Below are 15,403 nucleotides of genomic sequence, written 5' to 3'. Positions count from 1 at the left end.
CTCAAAATTGATTTTGGAAGATAAAAGTGAAGGAGGTTCAATTGAAGGAGGTTCAAATGATGAGGTCAATCAGCAATTGCAGTCTTAATGGGATTTGAATAAAGCAAAAGACACCAAAGTGGCAGGGCTAACAAAGGAAGAAATCATTCGCTCAAAAAAGGAGCTTGAGATGCTCTTTGATAAAAACGCTTCGAGTGTTGCAGTGCACAGGGAGGGCGGGGTGAAAATGCTTTGCAGAATCAAACGCCTCGATGTTGAAAAAATGGGAATGAATGAGAAGAACCCCTCCCTAATGGAAACGCAATTGGATGTTGAAAAGGAAACCCAAATACTGAAAGTTGAACAATCGAAATTGTTTCGAATACAAGCACTTTTTAGTGTGGGAAAAAGAATTGAGCCTAAAGCGACAAGACGCAATCGAATTAAACGCTTAATGCGAGAAGCTTTTCGTCTTCAGAAGGAAGTGATTTACAACTGCGGAGAGTCGGCAGGGATACAAGGCATACTGCAAATTGCGTTTTTATTTGTCGGTAGCGGCTCAAAAAAGGAAGGAGATCGAGATCGTTCAACGAAAAAAAATAAGCCAAAATTGCCTTCTTACAATGAAATTGCCGCTTGGATGACCAAAGGCTGTGAGAAGGTCATTCGAAAAGTTGCCTTAAAAGAGAAAGGGAGCTGAAAACCTAATCCAAGCCTTTTTCACAGATAGCCGGATGATGTGGCAATAAGATTTTAATTCTCCGGTTCTTCTTCCAACGATTCGTAAACGCCCCCACTCCAAGCACCGAAGGCAAGAAAAGCAACTGCAAAAGCAGGTCGCAAGAAAGCGCGGCTCCACTCAAAAAAATACGGGAGCATTTTGAATGTAATGGCGAAAGCGCACAATCCCAATAAAGCGCCTCCCACAATGCCGACGAGGATTCCCCAACGATGCAAGAGAAAATGAGTCAAAAACCCGAAAGCAAAACACCATAAGCTTAATATGAGCAATGCATAACCCAATACGGGAAATGAAGCATTGCTTTCTGCCGAGATGACGGATGGACCCAATACAAAAGAAGCTATGATCTGAAAGGGTAAAAGAAAAGAATCGAACTTGAAATAAGAAACAACTGAAAGTGCGAGCGGAAAAAACCCACATCCTGAAAGGCAACTGATTAGGCTTGCGCGAAAATCTAACTGAGATGTTAACATGATGTTTAAGTATTGTGCCGACCAAGGCAATTATCGCAAATCCCGCAGCGCTCGGTGTAATAAGCTTCGCCGAAATAATCCAAAAGATAATTTCGACGGCAACGCTGATAGTGAATATAAGAACTGACGGCGGCAAGTTTCTTTAGGATAACGGTTCTGCGTTGATCCAAAAATTGCCATCGGGCATCATTAAGAATTTCTGGGGTTGGCAAACGAAGAAGCTCGGCTTCAAGCAGATCTTGAGCTTCAAAATGTGCCATATTGATGCTGCGCCAATGCTGAAACACTTCAACGGAAATCGATGCAGGGATTCCGGACTTTTCAGAAAACGACGCCAACGAAAATGGTTTTGATTCCAAAAAAACGGAGTGGCTAAAGTATCGCAAAATCGCTTGAAAAACTTTGTGTTCTGAAGGGAGGGTAGGCCGTTGAAGATATTCTTCCATCGACTCTCGCGAGACAAAAAAGTGAAGTTTTTCCCCTTCGGCATTTGAGGTGTGGTTCTTTAAAAGCCCCATCCGCTCAAGAAAAGAAAAAATGGCATCAATAGGCGGAAATGAATCAGAAGGAAAATCAAGTGGGTGTACTTTATGAAGCATTTCCGAAAGAAAATCTCTTGGAACAGAAAAAAGATCGCCGGCAAGATGGAGTTTGAGTGGCTTAGGGGTGTTTGGTTTGTACCAGCTTGCAATCATTTGATAAAGACATAATGCTTGGCGTGCGGTGGGTGTTGCAGATGAAACGAGCACTTTGCGGCGTTCAATATCAGCCTCTTGAAAAAGAAGAACCGCATAGCTTTTTTTCCCATCACGTCCTGCACGGCCGGCCTCTTGATAGTATGCTTCAAGGGTATCTGGCGGCTCAAGGTGAATAACAACGCGAACATCGGTTTTATTGATGCCCATTCCAAAAGCATTGGTAGAGCAAATGATGGGATATTTTCCAGAAAAAAATCCGTCTTGAATTTCCGCACGCTTTTCATCAGGAAGTCCGGCGTGGTAAAACGCTGCGCGGTATCCATTTTGATTGAGATAAAAGGCAGTTTCTTCGGCAAGCTTACGGCTCATTGAATACACAATTGCTGAGCCCGGAACGGCCTTGAGGATTTGCATCAATTTGGCGCGTTTATTTTCAACTTCAAAGATAGAGAGTGAAAGGTTGGTACGTTCAAACCCTCCTACATAAAAGAAAGGGTTGAAAAGTGAAAGAAATTTTTGGATGTCTTGAAGAACCTCTTGGGTTGCTGTTGCAGTTAGGGCAACAATATTTGGTCTTTTCGAGGGAAAAATTTTCGATAAGGTACTCCCTATGGCCTGATAACTTGGGCGAAAATCATAGCCCCATTCTGAGATGCAATGTGCTTCATCGACAGCGATAAACGAAATTGATATCGAACGCAAAAGCAATTGAAATCGCTCGTTTTGTAGCCGCTCCGGTGAAACAAAAAGGAGCTTAACTTTCCCCTCTTCTAAATCGGAGATGATCTTGGTGCTTTGTGCCGGTGGTGTTTGGCTGGTGAGCGCTTCAGCAGGGTAATTTCGAGCTTTAAGGCCATCCACTTGATCTTTCATAAGAGCAAGAAGCGGTGAAATTACAATGGCGGTACCCGTTAAGACAAAAGCCGGAACTTGATAACAAACGGATTTTCCCTGACCAGTGGGCATGACCCCAAGGACATCGTGCTTCGAAAGAACTTCGAGAATAATGGATTCTTGCCCACCGCGAAACTCTCGATATCCAAAAAATTTGTACAAGACTTCAAGAGCCTTTGTTTTTAAGTTTTCACGCGAGGGTGAATCGCTTGAGGAAGCTGAGAGTGTCATTCTTTTAAGTTCACTTGGTTATGGGCTTGCAGTTTAAATCTGCTAAAAATGAAAAGAAAAATAGACGAAAAAAAGTCTAAAGATTTATAAACAAAAGGGAAAAAAATAGTCGCGTCTCTTTGGAATCAAGCCGAGTTTCTCGAACGGGTGAAGCGGAACACAATGGGAACGCATCAACTGATGTGATATTTAACCGCATTGCAGGTCTAAAATAATGTATATTTAAGGCTGTCTTTCAATCTTTAATGAATCTTTTGAACAGAACGGGTGAGTTCGGTTTTGAACGATTCTTAATTAATGCAATTCGGAAAAATGAGAGGGAATCGGCTTTGTATGAAAAACACAAACAAAGCACCCTTTTTGAATAAAGAGCAAAACCTGTGGGATATAAGTTAAATCAATTATCAATGAAGCAAGGAAAAAGAGCATTGATGATCATTCAGCTCTTTTTCTTTGTTTCGGGATGTATGAATCAAAATGAACCTCAGCTCCGAAGTGAATACTCGGCGGGAAGCAATGGAAAAGTTTATGGAGGATCCTATTCATACAGTGTTTCAATACCAATCGAATCTTTAGACCCCATCAATATCTCTGATGCTTCATCGATAACGCTAGCGCATCAAATTTTTGAACTCCTTGTCGATTTAGATTCCAAAACCCTACAACTGACGCCGGAGCTTGCCAAATCGTGGACGATTGAAGATGGTGGAACAACCTATACTTTCACTCTCCGAGATAGCGTGTATTTTCATCAAGACAATTGCTTCCCTCAAGGGGTGGTGAGAGCGGTCTCTGCTGAGGATGTGAAGTTTTCATTTGAACGGGTTTGTAACCCGCGATACTCGCCTGTTGGCTTCTATGTGTTTAAGGATATCGTGTATGGAGCTACCGAATTCTACGAGGAACAAAAAGCGGCATTGGAACAGGGACGCGAACCAAGAATAAATGAAGTGAAAGGTTTCGAAGTGGTTGACCGGCTTCGATTTCGGATTCGACTGAATAAGCCGTTTGGGCCTTTCTTAATGACCCTCACCAATGGGTTTTGCTACATCGTTCCCAAAGAAGCCGTGCTTTTTTACGGTGAAAACTTTGGGAGACATCCTGTGGGCACCGGTCCCTTTATGATCAAAGAAATGGGGGTGAAGGAAAACGGAATAACGAAATCAATTTTAATCAAACGAAATGATGGCTATTGGGGGAAAGATGAGTTTGGAAATTCACTTCCTTTCTTGAATGAAATTCGTGTCAGCTATATCCCGGATCGGGGGATGCAGCAAGCAGAATTCAAGAAAGGAAACTTGCTGGAATCTTCCGGTTTACCGGGTGATATCCGAAGTCTATGGTTGGATGAAACCGGACTTCGGCTGTCACCCGAGTATCAGAGAGACTTCCGCTATCAATGGGTTCCTGCTTTAGCAACCGAATTTTTGGGACTTCATGTCATGCAAGCCCCATTTACAGATGTAAAAGTGCGGCAAGCGATTGCTTTTGCGATTAACCGAGAACTCTTGGAAAGAACCGAATTGAAGGGCGAGGGTGTTGCGGCGAATTTTGGATTTACCCCACCTACAATGCCGAAATACCGCGCTTCGCTCATAAAGGGATTTAAGTACGACCCGAATCAAGCCAAAAAACTTCTGGCACAAGCGGGATTTCCAAATGGTAAAAATTTTCCTGAGTTAATTCTACACATTCCCGCAAACAGTGAAAAGACTTTGCGAATTGCGCGTGCGATTGAGCGAATGATAACCGAGACACTTTCTATTCGTGTTTCAATTCGTCAAATAGAGTGGGCGGAGTTAAATCGGAGCATTGAAAGTGGGAAAGTCGCTTTCTATAAGCAAGAGTGGGTGGCTGATTATGCAGAGCCCCAAAATTTCCTCAATCTTTACTACGGTAAACTTTTGCCAAAAAATCCAGATGAGCGAAGTTTCCCAAATATGCAACGTTACAACAGCCCGCAATTCAATTCGATTTATGAAAAAGCGTTATCAACCCCTAATGATTCGCTGCGATACAAGCTTTACCAACAGGCTGAGCAAATTGCTGTTGATGATGCTTCGCTTGTGATTCTTACTTATCCGAAAGAAGAGCGTGTGTTGCATGCAGAAGTGCGTGACAATCCCCTGAACGCAATGAGTCGTAACGATTATAAATGGGTATGGCTTGATCGGCTTGATAGCATAAAGAAAAAGTGAGCGAGTTTGGCGGAGGAAAATCGACTGCCGGGCACTAAGCGTCTAAAATAGGGCTAGCCTAAGGGCGATGAAATTCCACTCATAAAGGGAGTGACCGTTTTTCAAAAAATGAATTAAGTCATTCAAAAAATCATAACCCGAAGGAATGTTAACTGATTAAACTTCCGCTCTCCCTTCAAGAGCTCGGGTGAGCGTGGCTTCATCGATAAACTCTAATTCACTTCCAATCGGAATCCCACGGGCGATACGCGAGACTCTAACGCCTAAGGGCTTGAGCAGCTTCGAGAGATATAAAACCGTTGTTTCTCCTTCAACCGTGGGGCTTAATGCCAAGACGATTTCAGAAATAATGGGGGACTCAGGATTCGAAAATCGTGCTAGCAATTCCTTGACCTTCAATTCGTTAGGCCCGATGCCGTCAAGAGGGGAAATCACGCCGTGTAAAACATGATAAAGCCCGGTGTATTGATTGGTTTTTTCAAATGCGATGACATCGGCAGGAGACTCAACCACGCAGATGACGGTGCGATTTCGTTTGGGGCTCATGCAAACCGGACAAGGGTCTTGATGCCGATCGGTCATGTTACAGCAAACGCTGCAGTAAATCACTTTTTCTTTGGCTTCGGTAATGGCAGTTGCTAAACGCTTAACATTTTCAGGGGAATCGCGCAGAAGATGAAGCGCAAGCCTTTGAGCGGTTTTTTTCCCAATTCCGGGTAATTGCGATAATTCTTCGATGAGATTTTCAATGGCTTGGGAAGAATAGCGGTTCATAGATAAAATTATAGTTAAATTTTGTTAACGGAAATACGATTTGTAACTTTGTTACTTTTTGTTTTCAAAACAGATTAAAGCACTTTTGTTGGATTGAACCGATTTTCGACTTTTAACATTGAGCGAAAATAGGTCAAAATATCGAACCAGTGTTATACACCAAATAATATTATTAAGTTGAACTTTGTACCGCACTCGCCCCTTTTCTTCTCTCAAAAGATTCGCCAAAGCAAGAATATCGGGTTATCTATGAGGAAGATGCTTTTGCATGTCTTGGTTATGGTGTTCCTAAGCGGTTGTGGAACGATGAAAACAGTGGATTTGGAACTTAAGCAGGTATTTCTCATTGAATCCACACACCCGGTAGAACCTTCGGGACTTGAGATGCAAGACGGGAAACTTTGGTTTGTATGCGATAAAGATGACTCAACACTTTATTCCGTAACGCTTCCTAAACTGACTGATCGAACCTACGGCTCAGAGGGAACCGCTCGCATTCTAATTGAACCACTGTACCCAAAGGAAGAAAGAAAATTCCATATTTATTCCAATGGGGCATTGCCTGAGAAATGTGACTTTGAGGGAATCTCAAAATCTACGGATGGGAATTTTTATCTCGTTAGCGAAGCACAGTCCAAAATTATCAAAGTGAATCCCAAAACAGGAGAAACATTCGTATTGACGCCCGATTTAAAGCCTTTTGTCAAAGACTGCGGCATGCTTGTCAATCGCAATGCGGGTCTTGAAGGGATTGCGGTTGTAAGTGCAAAAGAATTTTTACTCTCAGCTGAACGGGAAGTGAATGGGATAATTTATGTCAAACTCGATGCGAGAGATTCAATTCAAAAAGTGGTGGGGTATTTAATTCCTGAAACAAAAGCGGAACTGAAGATGCCCAGAACGCCCGACTTCTCAGACATTTTTATTGAACCTGTTCAAGAAAAAAGTAACGATTCCCCGGCTCGTGAAGATGTCGAGAGGATATCACAAGAAAATCGAATTTTTCTTTTGTATCGCGGCGCAGAAGGCATACTTGAAATGGACTTCAAGGATGGAAAATTTCATGAAAAAGGATTGTGGCGTTTTTCGAATTGGGTCACCCATCCCGATTTTAGTTATCAAGATACCACTTACGGCTTAGCCGAAGGATTATGGATGGATGAATCACATATCTATGTCATTTTGGATAATAATCAGGACGCTCGAAGAAATGCCCCTCAAGACCGTCGTCCATTGCTGTTTATATTCAAGCGCCCGAATTGAAATCGTATTGAACTTGAAAGAAAAAGGGGTTGAAACCCACAACCGATTTTTTTTGAATGGATAAATTGCATTCACGTTGTATTTTCTTTTTCCCAAAACAATAAGCATTAAGCACATCACCATCATCACTTCCTGAGACCCTTACGGGAGGCCATTGGTTTTCAAAATAAATTCTAAAAATCTATGAGCACACAGCCATTCACCGTTCTTTGCCTTGCTAGTTATGAAAAGGGTCAAGAATTCATGCGCGAATGCAAGCGGCAAGGCGCGCGCGTTTTTCTATTAACTTCCCAAAGCATTGCCGGCGCTGATTGGCCACGTGAAAGTTTGGATGATATTTTTTTGATTCCCGATAAAGATAAAGAGTGGAACAGGCAAGATGTAATTTACGGGGTCAGTTATATGGCACGCAATCACCGCATTGATCGCATTGTCCCGCTTGATGATTTTGATGTAGAAACTGGCGCTGCGCTAAGGGAGCATTTGCGAATTGGAGGAATGGGCGATACTACCGCGCGATATTTCCGCGATAAACTTGCAATGCGTGTTCGCGCAAAAGAAGCTGCGATAGCGGTGCCCGATTTTGTTCATGTGCTTCATTACGATGCCCTTCGCGAATTTATGAAGCGCGTTCCGGGTCCTTGGTTAGTAAAACCAAGAATGCAAGCTTCAGCGCTTGGAATAAAAAAAATTCATCATGAGGAAGAGCTTTGGCGTCACTTAGACCACTTGGGTGATAAACAATCATTTTATTTGATGGAGCGATTTGTGGAAGGGGATGTTTATCATGTCGATTCAGTCATATCGGAGCGGGCCGTGGTTTTTGCGTGTGCTAGCAAATATGGCAAACCGCCAATGCATGTGGCGCATCAAGGCGATGTATTTACCACCAAAACGCTTTCTCCAACTTCGGCGGAGGCAAAAGCTGTATTGAAAGCCAATAAGACTGTCTTGCAAACGCTTGGGCTGGTGCGAGGGGTTTCTCATACTGAGTTTATTATGGGGAAGGACGGCACGGTTTATTTTCTTGAAACCTCAGCGCGGGTTGGCGGGGCGAATATTGCCGAACTTGTTGAAGCCGCTACGGGCGTGAACCTTTGGCGTGAATGGGCAAAGATAGAATGCGAACAAGGAGAAAAAAGCTATATGCCACCAATAGCAGAAAAAAATACTGCCGCACTATTAATTTCGCTCGCAAAGCAAGAGCATCCGGATATGAGTGCCTACAATGATCCCGAAGTTTGGTGGAAAATGAATCGGAAGCATCATGCCGGGCTTATTGTGACATCCCCAAAAGCCTCGCGGGTAGATGAACTATTAGAGAGCTACTTGCAGCGGTTTTACAATGACTTTTTCACGACAGCGCCATTGCCGGATAAGGCGACGAATTGAACCGATCTGTTCGAAGTTCAATGCGGTTTCTCAGTCAAGTAAAGTCGGATATTACCTTTTTTGATTTTATCCAATTGCAAAGAACCTAAAAGATTATGTCTATTAAGGTTGAGAAAAAAAATTTATTTCCATCAAATTATTCTGCTTAAACAAGAATTAGTATCTCCTAAAATCCTAAACTATGAAACAGTTTTATCAATGGACAATTACGCTGCCCATTTTAGCTTCCCTGCTTTACATGACAAATCTAATTCATGATTATGCAATACTTCAATTATTGGCAGGTGCGTTATTAATTGGCTCGGTGATGTCTGCGGTGCATCATTCAGAAATTATTGCCCATCGGGTTGGTGAACCTTTTGGAACAATCATATTGGCTGTTGCCGTTACGATTATCGAAGTTTCTGTGATTATTTCATTAATGATTTCAAGTGGTAGCGAAGGGGTAACTTTAGCACGAGATACTGTTTTTGCTGCCGTAATGCTGATATTAAACGGAATTGTGGGGATGTGTCTTTTTTTGGGAGGATTAAAGCATCACGAACAAACGTTTTCAGCACACTCGGTTCGAATTGCGTTGGTCTCTTTGGTTTCAATCGTGGTGTTTACATTAATCCTTCCTTCATTTACCACCACGATTTCAGGTCCCTACTATTCAACCACCCAACTTCTTTTTGCTTCGGCTGTGTGCGTTATCATTTATGCATCATTTTTATTTGCGCAAACAGTTCGGCATAGAGAGTATTTTTTAACGAGCAACGATTCACAAGAAAGCGAAACGCCGCATAAGGTATCGACACGTGACTTCCTCATCAGCACCGTATTTTTGCTTATTAGCTTATTGATTGTTGTTTTATTGGCTAAAACTCTTTCTCCAACAATTGAGAAAATTGTCTTGGGTTATCACTTGCCAAAAACGCTCGTTGGAATCATCATTGCGGCAATTATTCTTCTTCCGGAAGGCATCGCTGCCATTGCCGCCGCCAAAAACAATAAACTTCAGTCAAGTTTGAATTTAGCTTTAGGGTCTGCACTCGCCAGTATTGGCTTAACCATCCCTGCTGTTTCATTGGTTTGTTATGCCTACAATATGGAAATTATTTTGGGGTTGGATTCCCTTTCAATCATATTATTAATGCTCTCTACTTTCACAGTTATTCTTTCTTTGAACAGTGGAAAAAGCAACGTCGTGTATGGAACCGTGTTACTTGTAAATTTATTGGCTTTTATTTTTCTGATTGTTTATCCTTAGAGTTTTATTACCATTTTACTTAGCGATCGATTTCGTAAATTGGCGTGAAAACCCTCCTAAAAACAAATACCATCCTTAAATATTTTTTCAATGGGATGATTCGCCACATCGAGAATCTCGCGTGTCCTTTCTTCCTTAATACTTCCTCGAAAAATTAAGGGCGGTTTGGTAAAAACCATTTCAACTTAAAAATAGAAGCCGGTTTAAAGGTGAAATCTATCGCCGCTTACATTTTTGTATCTTTTTGAATGAAATCCGACCTCAAAAGTCATTTTTGAAGTTAAAATCAAGCTTAGGTTTAACGCTCAAATCAAAGCTTGATTTCAAGGTTAAATCAAAGCTTGTTTTGACGGCTGAAACAAAGCTTGATTTCAAGTCTGAAACAAAGCTTGATTTCAACGCCAACATTAACCTATTCTCACGGAAAGAATAACCTATTCTTTCCGTAACAATAAGGCTTTCTCACGGTTGAAATAAGGCTTTCTTTCCGATAAAATACCCTATTGTAATTTCGGCGCACTCAAAAAGCGTTTTTATATTAAAATCGCTCAAAAATTGAATTTCTGCAATGCCTCGCGAAGAAACTTCCCGTTGCATTGCCCAAGAATGGCGTATTTTGGGGTCAATTAAACGCATGAACCAAAAGTATGAATGTCTTAACCGTCGAAAACCTCAAAAAAACCTTCGGGCTTCGTGAACTCTTCAAAAGCGTTTCGTTCGGGATGGACGAGCGCGATAAAGTGGGTGTCATCGGCGCCAATGGTTGCGGCAAATCAACCCTGCTTAAAATCATTGCCGGTGAAGAACAAGCCGACGCCGGCCGAGTGACCACACCAAACGGCAAAACCGTGATCTATTTGCCGCAAGACCCGCCCTTCAACCCCGAATCCACAGTGCTTGAAGCCGTGCTTGAAGCGAAAAACGAAACGCTGAAACTTATTCTTGATTACGAAAAAACCTGCATCGAGCTGGACCGAAACCCGACCGATGAAGTCATCGAACGGCTCACCACGCTCTCGCACAAAATCGATGAAAAAAATGCGTGGGGCATCGAAGCCCTTGCGAAATCCTCGCTTGCCAAGCTTGGCATCACTGCGCTTGAGGCAAAAATGAAAACGCTCTCCGGCGGTCAGCGCAAACGCGTGGCTTTGGCGCATGCCCTCGTCGCCCCGGCCGATTTGCTCATCTTGGATGAACCCACCAACCATCTCGATGCCGAAAGCACCGATTGGCTCGAAGAGTATCTCCGAAGCCTCAGCGGCGCCATCTTGCTTGTCACGCACGACCGTTATTTTCTCGACCGCGTTGCCAATAAAATCATCGAACTCGACCGCGGCAACTTGCAAACCTTTTACGGCGGCTATGCTTACTACCTCGAAAAGAAGGCCGAGGAAGAAGAGCGGCGGGCGATTGAGGGCCATAAACTTGGGCAGCTTCGCAAGCAAGAACTCGCGTGGCTGAAAAAGGGCGCAAAAGCCCGCACCACCAAGCAGAAAGCGCGAATCGACCGCGCCGAAGCCTTGCTTAATACGCCTGAAGAAAAAGCCAAAGAGAAAATGGAAATCGCGCTCACAATGAATCGCTTGGGGAAGAAAACCCTTGAATTCATTGGGGTTTCAAAATCATTTGGAGATAAAACAATTCTGAAAGACTTCACCTACCCAATGGAATCGCGCGATCGTATCGGCATCATTGGCTCCAATGGCAGCGGGAAATCGACGCTGCTTGAAATGATTGCAGGGCGGCAGAAGCCCGATAAAGGCGAAATTCAACGCGGCGAAACTGTGGTGCTCGGCTACTACGATCAGGAAAGCCGCGAACTAAACCCCGCGCAGCGCGTGATTGATTACATCAAAGAAACCGCCGAGCATATCAAAACCGCTAACGGCGGAACCATCTCTGCCGGGCAAATGCTTGAGAAATTTCTCTTTTCTCCCGAAGCACAATATTCACCGATTGCAAAGCTTTCGGGCGGTGAAAAACGGCGGCTGTATTTGCTGAAGATCTTGATGTCGGCCCCGAATGTGCTTTTGCTCGATGAGCCTACCAACGACTTGGATATTCCCACGCTTGAAGTGCTCGAAGATTATCTCGATACCTTCGCGGGATGCCTCATTGTCGTTAGTCACGACCGTTACTTCCTCGACCGCACCGTGCAGCATCTTTTTCGCTTTGAGCCCGATGCGACGCTTCGGCATTTCAGCGGCGGCTACTCCGACTTTTTGGCAGAGCGTAAAGAAGAAGAAGACGCGGCAAAGTCGGCAGAAAGTAAGAAGAAAACCCAACCGGAGCCCACGCCCAAAGCGGTGCCGGCGGCGGCGACAAGCGACTCGCGCAAACTGAGCAGCAAGGAGCGAAAAGAACTTGAAAAACTCGAAGCCGCAATAGCAAAAGCCGAGGCAAGAAAAGAGGAGATTGGGAATTTGCTTTCAAAGCTTGGGTCGGATTATGAAAAGGCAAAACCGCTTTATGATGAATTGGAAACGCTTACCAAGCGGCTAGAAAACGATATGGCACGGTGGTCAGAACTCGCCGAGTGGGCATAGCGTGATGAAAGAAGCATGTCTGAATCAGGATTGAAGGATTGAAGGATGAAAAGGATTAACACTTAAAAAGTGAGCTGGTTGAGCCTGCGCCGCACTGAGCCTGTCGAAGTGTCGAAACCACCGTGTCGTGCACCACACATCCTCAGCAAGTCATTCCGGCAAGCGAAGCGCGTCCGGAATCCGCACGCCACAAAATAAGGTGGTTGAGCCTGTCGAAACCACCGCATCTCACCTTACCGTCTTTTAAAAAAATGATTAGGAATTATTCTCACAATAACACAAAAAACAAAAAATGTTCAGTAACTTGGCTAAACCTTGAAACACCCTTGCAGAAAGGCGCTGCAACCCGTTTCAACGTATTCCACAACACGCCTTACATTTGAAACTACCGATGAAAAACTACTCTACACTTTTCTATACAATTTTCTCGATCGCTTTTTTTGCCCAAAACCTTACTGCGCAAGGCATTGAGCAAAAGCCCTTACAAGATGCCTTAGATGAACAAGGCCGAATAAAAAAAGGAATGCAAGGCTCCTTTAAGGCAGAGGGATTCCAAATGCAATATGGCAAAAATGGAGAACCGATTTTTCTCCCAAGCACACAAAACACGGGCGGCACTTGGGAGGGGCTTGGAGGAAACCCACCCAATTTGGCGGTATTGTGAGTGCAATTGCAATTAGTGGCAGTGATGTCTATGTGGGCGGTGGATTCAGATTTGCAGGAGGGAAAACAAATGCGGATTTTATTGCACGGTGGAACGGGACAAGTTGGAATGCCTTGGGTACGGGGCTGAATAATACCGTTTTTGCCATCGCGGTTAGTAGCAACGATGTCTATGTGGGCGGCGGGTTCACTGACGCGGGAGGGAATCCTAATGCAGATTATGTTGCACGGTGGGACGGGAAAAGTTGGAGTGCACTAGGTATGGGTTTGAATGGTGGTCAGGTTTATGCCTTAGCGGTTAGCGGCAGTGATGTTTATGTAGGTGGTGAGTTCAGTGACTCGGGTGGGGATTCCAGTATATGTTGGATAGCAAGGTGGGATGGTACTAATTGGAATTCTCTTGGCACAGGGCTGAATAACACGGCTTGGGCCATAGCGATTAGTGATAGCAACGTTTATGTAGGAGGTACATTTTGGAATGCGGGAGGAAACCCAAATGCCGACAATATAGCAAGATGGGACGGCACGAGTTGGAATTCTCTTGGCACAGGTCTGAATAGTTTTGTTTTTGCTATTACACTTAGCGGGAATGATGTCTATGCGGGGGGAGAGTTCACTGATGCAGGCGGGAATCCTAATGCAGACGGTGTCGCGCGTTGGAACGGGAATAATTGGAATGCACTGGGTACGGGGGTCAATAGCGGTACGGTCTACACAATTACTGTCAACGGAAATAATGTCTATGTTGGAGGAAATTTTAGGCACGCCGGGGAGTTATTGGATGCGAATGGAATTGCGATGTGGGACGGTACAAGTTGGAAAGAGTTCGGAATAGGATGGACCTCTGGATTGGTTCGCGCCATTACATTCAATGGGAGCGATGTGTATGTCGGTGGTATCTTCGGGGATGTAGGCGAGATAATAGGCGAAAGTCATTTTGCAAAGTGGGACGGCAAAAATTGGAATGCTCTCGGTACAGGTACAGGCTTGAATGGTAGTATTTCTGACATTGCAGTTAGTGGGAGTAATATTTATGTAAGCGGCAGTTTCTTTAGAGCAGGAGGAAACCCGAATGCTGTAGGTATTGCACGATGGGATGGCACAAATTGGAATGCACTTGGCACGGGGCTGAATAACTCGGTTAACGCCATTGCGGTAAACGGCAGCGATGTCTATGTAGGAGGCTGGTTTACAGACGCGGGGGGGATTGTTGCGGCAGACTATATTGCGAGGTGGAACGGGACAAGTTGGAATGCCTTGGGTACGGGGCTGAATAATACCGTTTTTGCCATCGCGGTTAGTAGCAACGATGTCTATGTGGGTGGAAATTTCACTGACGCGGGTGGGAACGCTAATGCAGACCGTATCGCACGATGGGATGGCACGAATTGGAATGCGCTCGGTATAGGTTTGAATTGGTCGGTTTACGCGATTGCGGCAAGTGGTAGCAATGTGTATGTAGGAGGAGAGTTCACTAATGCCGGGGGAAACGCTAATGCAGATCGTATCGCACGATGGGACGGCGCAAGTTGGAATTCCCTCGGAACAGGGATAGGGGGGAATGGCTCGGTTAAAGCCATCGTAATTAGTGGTAGCAATGTGTATATAGGTGGGGGCTTCTCTGATGTAGGTGGGAACGCAAGTGCTGATTGTATTGCAAGGTGGGACGGTACGAGTTGGAATGCGCTTGGAACAGGTCTGAATGGTACAGTAGAAGAAATTGCAACCAGCGGCGGCGATATCTATGTAGGCGGCGGTTTCATGAACGCCGGGGGGGTTGCGGCAGCAGACTATTTTGCGCTGTGGAACGGGACAAGTTGGGATGCCTTGGGTACAGGGGTGAATTCGAATGTTTCTGCGATTGTGGTCAGCGGAAGTGATGTATTTGTGGGTGGTGGTTTCACGAGCGCTGGTGGGGTTTCAGCGTCGCGCTTTGCGCGGTGGAGACAGTCACCCCTTTCCGTCTCCGAAACAAAGCAAAAAGTATCAACCTATGCGTTAGAACAAAACTACCCCAATCCTTTTAACCCAACCACTCAAATTGCCTATCAATTGCTGCAAAGCGGAGTGGTTCAGTTAGACGTTTTTGATATGCTGGGGAGAAAAGTCGCTACTCTCCTTAATCAACGCCAAGAGGCAGGTCGATATGAAGTGCCATTTAATGCATCATCCCTTTCAAGCGGGGTGTATTTTTATCGGTTGCAATCGGGCAGTTTTGTAAAGACAATGAAGATGACTTTGGTGAAGTAATTATTTACCATAAAGAATATTCTTTAAGGGCGCAAGTGAAAGGATTGC

At 44.4% G+C, this 15,403-nt stretch carries 12 protein-coding genes; 8 read left to right on the top strand and 4 right to left on the bottom strand.

Annotation, left to right across the window (positions count from 1 at the left end):
- Positions 1-94: 94 nt before the first annotated feature.
- Positions 95-679 carry a ribonuclease P protein component gene (locus SFU91_04265; protein MDX2128231.1) on the top strand — a complete coding sequence of 195 codons (585 nt, stop codon included), beginning with the start codon at positions 95-97 and terminating at the stop codon, positions 677-679.
- Between the two features lie 53 nt (positions 680-732).
- Here the strand turns inward: SFU91_04265 and SFU91_04260 are convergent, their stop codons facing one another.
- Together SFU91_04260 and SFU91_04255 are read right to left on the bottom strand one after the other, a co-directional pair.
- Entirely contained in the window at positions 733-1,194 is a 462-nt protein-coding gene (locus SFU91_04260; protein ID MDX2128230.1) for a hypothetical protein, read from the bottom strand.
- Positions 1,195-1,199: 5 nt separating this feature from the next.
- Positions 1,200-3,017, bottom strand: a complete 1,818-nt coding sequence (locus tag SFU91_04255) for an ATP-dependent DNA helicase RecQ (protein ID MDX2128229.1) — start codon at positions 3,015-3,017, stop codon at positions 1,200-1,202.
- Between the two features lie 407 nt (positions 3,018-3,424).
- Between SFU91_04255 and SFU91_04250 the strand changes: the two genes are divergently transcribed.
- The gene (locus tag SFU91_04250) at positions 3,425-5,215 is read left to right on the top strand and encodes an ABC transporter substrate-binding protein (protein MDX2128228.1); all 1,791 of its coding nucleotides are present in this window, start codon (positions 3,425-3,427) and stop codon (positions 5,213-5,215) included.
- 156 nt (positions 5,216-5,371) lie between these two features.
- Here the strand turns inward: SFU91_04250 and recR are convergent, their stop codons facing one another.
- Positions 5,372-5,989 carry a recombination mediator RecR gene (recR, locus tag SFU91_04245; protein MDX2128227.1) on the bottom strand — a complete coding sequence of 206 codons (618 nt, stop codon included), beginning with the start codon at positions 5,987-5,989 and terminating at the stop codon, positions 5,372-5,374.
- 249 nt (positions 5,990-6,238) lie between these two features.
- Between recR and SFU91_04240 the strand changes: the two genes are divergently transcribed.
- The 3 genes from SFU91_04240 (at position 6,239) to SFU91_04230 (ending at position 9,896) form a co-directional block, all read left to right on the top strand.
- Positions 6,239-7,252: an esterase-like activity of phytase family protein gene (locus tag SFU91_04240; protein MDX2128226.1), complete on the top strand. Its 1,014-nt coding sequence runs from the start codon at positions 6,239-6,241 to the stop codon at positions 7,250-7,252.
- A gap of 183 nt (positions 7,253-7,435) precedes the next feature.
- Positions 7,436-8,644 (top strand): ATP-grasp domain-containing protein, encoded by a 1,209-nt coding sequence (locus SFU91_04235; protein ID MDX2128225.1) that lies wholly within the window; start codon positions 7,436-7,438, stop codon positions 8,642-8,644.
- 181 nt (positions 8,645-8,825) lie between these two features.
- Positions 8,826-9,896 carry a hypothetical protein gene (locus SFU91_04230; GenBank protein ID MDX2128224.1) on the top strand — a complete coding sequence of 357 codons (1,071 nt, stop codon included), beginning with the start codon at positions 8,826-8,828 and terminating at the stop codon, positions 9,894-9,896.
- 462 nt (positions 9,897-10,358) lie between these two features.
- Here the strand turns inward: SFU91_04230 and SFU91_04225 are convergent, their stop codons facing one another.
- Positions 10,359-10,532 (bottom strand): hypothetical protein, encoded by a 174-nt coding sequence (locus SFU91_04225; GenBank protein MDX2128223.1) that lies wholly within the window; start codon positions 10,530-10,532, stop codon positions 10,359-10,361.
- A gap of 11 nt (positions 10,533-10,543) precedes the next feature.
- Here SFU91_04225 and SFU91_04220 point away from each other — a divergent pair, with 11 nt between their 5' ends.
- The 3 genes from SFU91_04220 to SFU91_04210 all read left to right on the top strand — a co-directional run bounded on the left by SFU91_04220 (position 10,544) and on the right by SFU91_04210 (position 15,355).
- Positions 10,544-12,442 carry an ABC-F family ATP-binding cassette domain-containing protein gene (locus SFU91_04220; GenBank protein MDX2128222.1) on the top strand — a complete coding sequence of 633 codons (1,899 nt, stop codon included), beginning with the start codon at positions 10,544-10,546 and terminating at the stop codon, positions 12,440-12,442.
- Between the two features lie 391 nt (positions 12,443-12,833).
- Positions 12,834-13,106, top strand: coding sequence for a hypothetical protein (locus tag SFU91_04215; GenBank protein MDX2128221.1), 273 nt, complete (start codon positions 12,834-12,836; stop codon positions 13,104-13,106).
- The gene (locus SFU91_04210) at positions 13,103-15,355 is read left to right on the top strand and encodes a T9SS type A sorting domain-containing protein (GenBank protein ID MDX2128220.1); all 2,253 of its coding nucleotides are present in this window, start codon (positions 13,103-13,105) and stop codon (positions 15,353-15,355) included. Before SFU91_04215 ends, SFU91_04210 begins: the two co-directional genes overlap by 4 nt.
- Positions 15,356-15,403: the final 48 nt, after the last annotated feature.

Source organism: Chloroherpetonaceae bacterium (assembly GCA_033763895.1).
Classification (GTDB): Bacteria; Bacteroidota; Chlorobiia; order Chlorobiales; family Thermochlorobacteraceae; genus JANRJQ01.
Note: the sequence above shows the minus strand (reverse complement) of the source record. Positions and strands in the feature narration are given on the sequence as shown.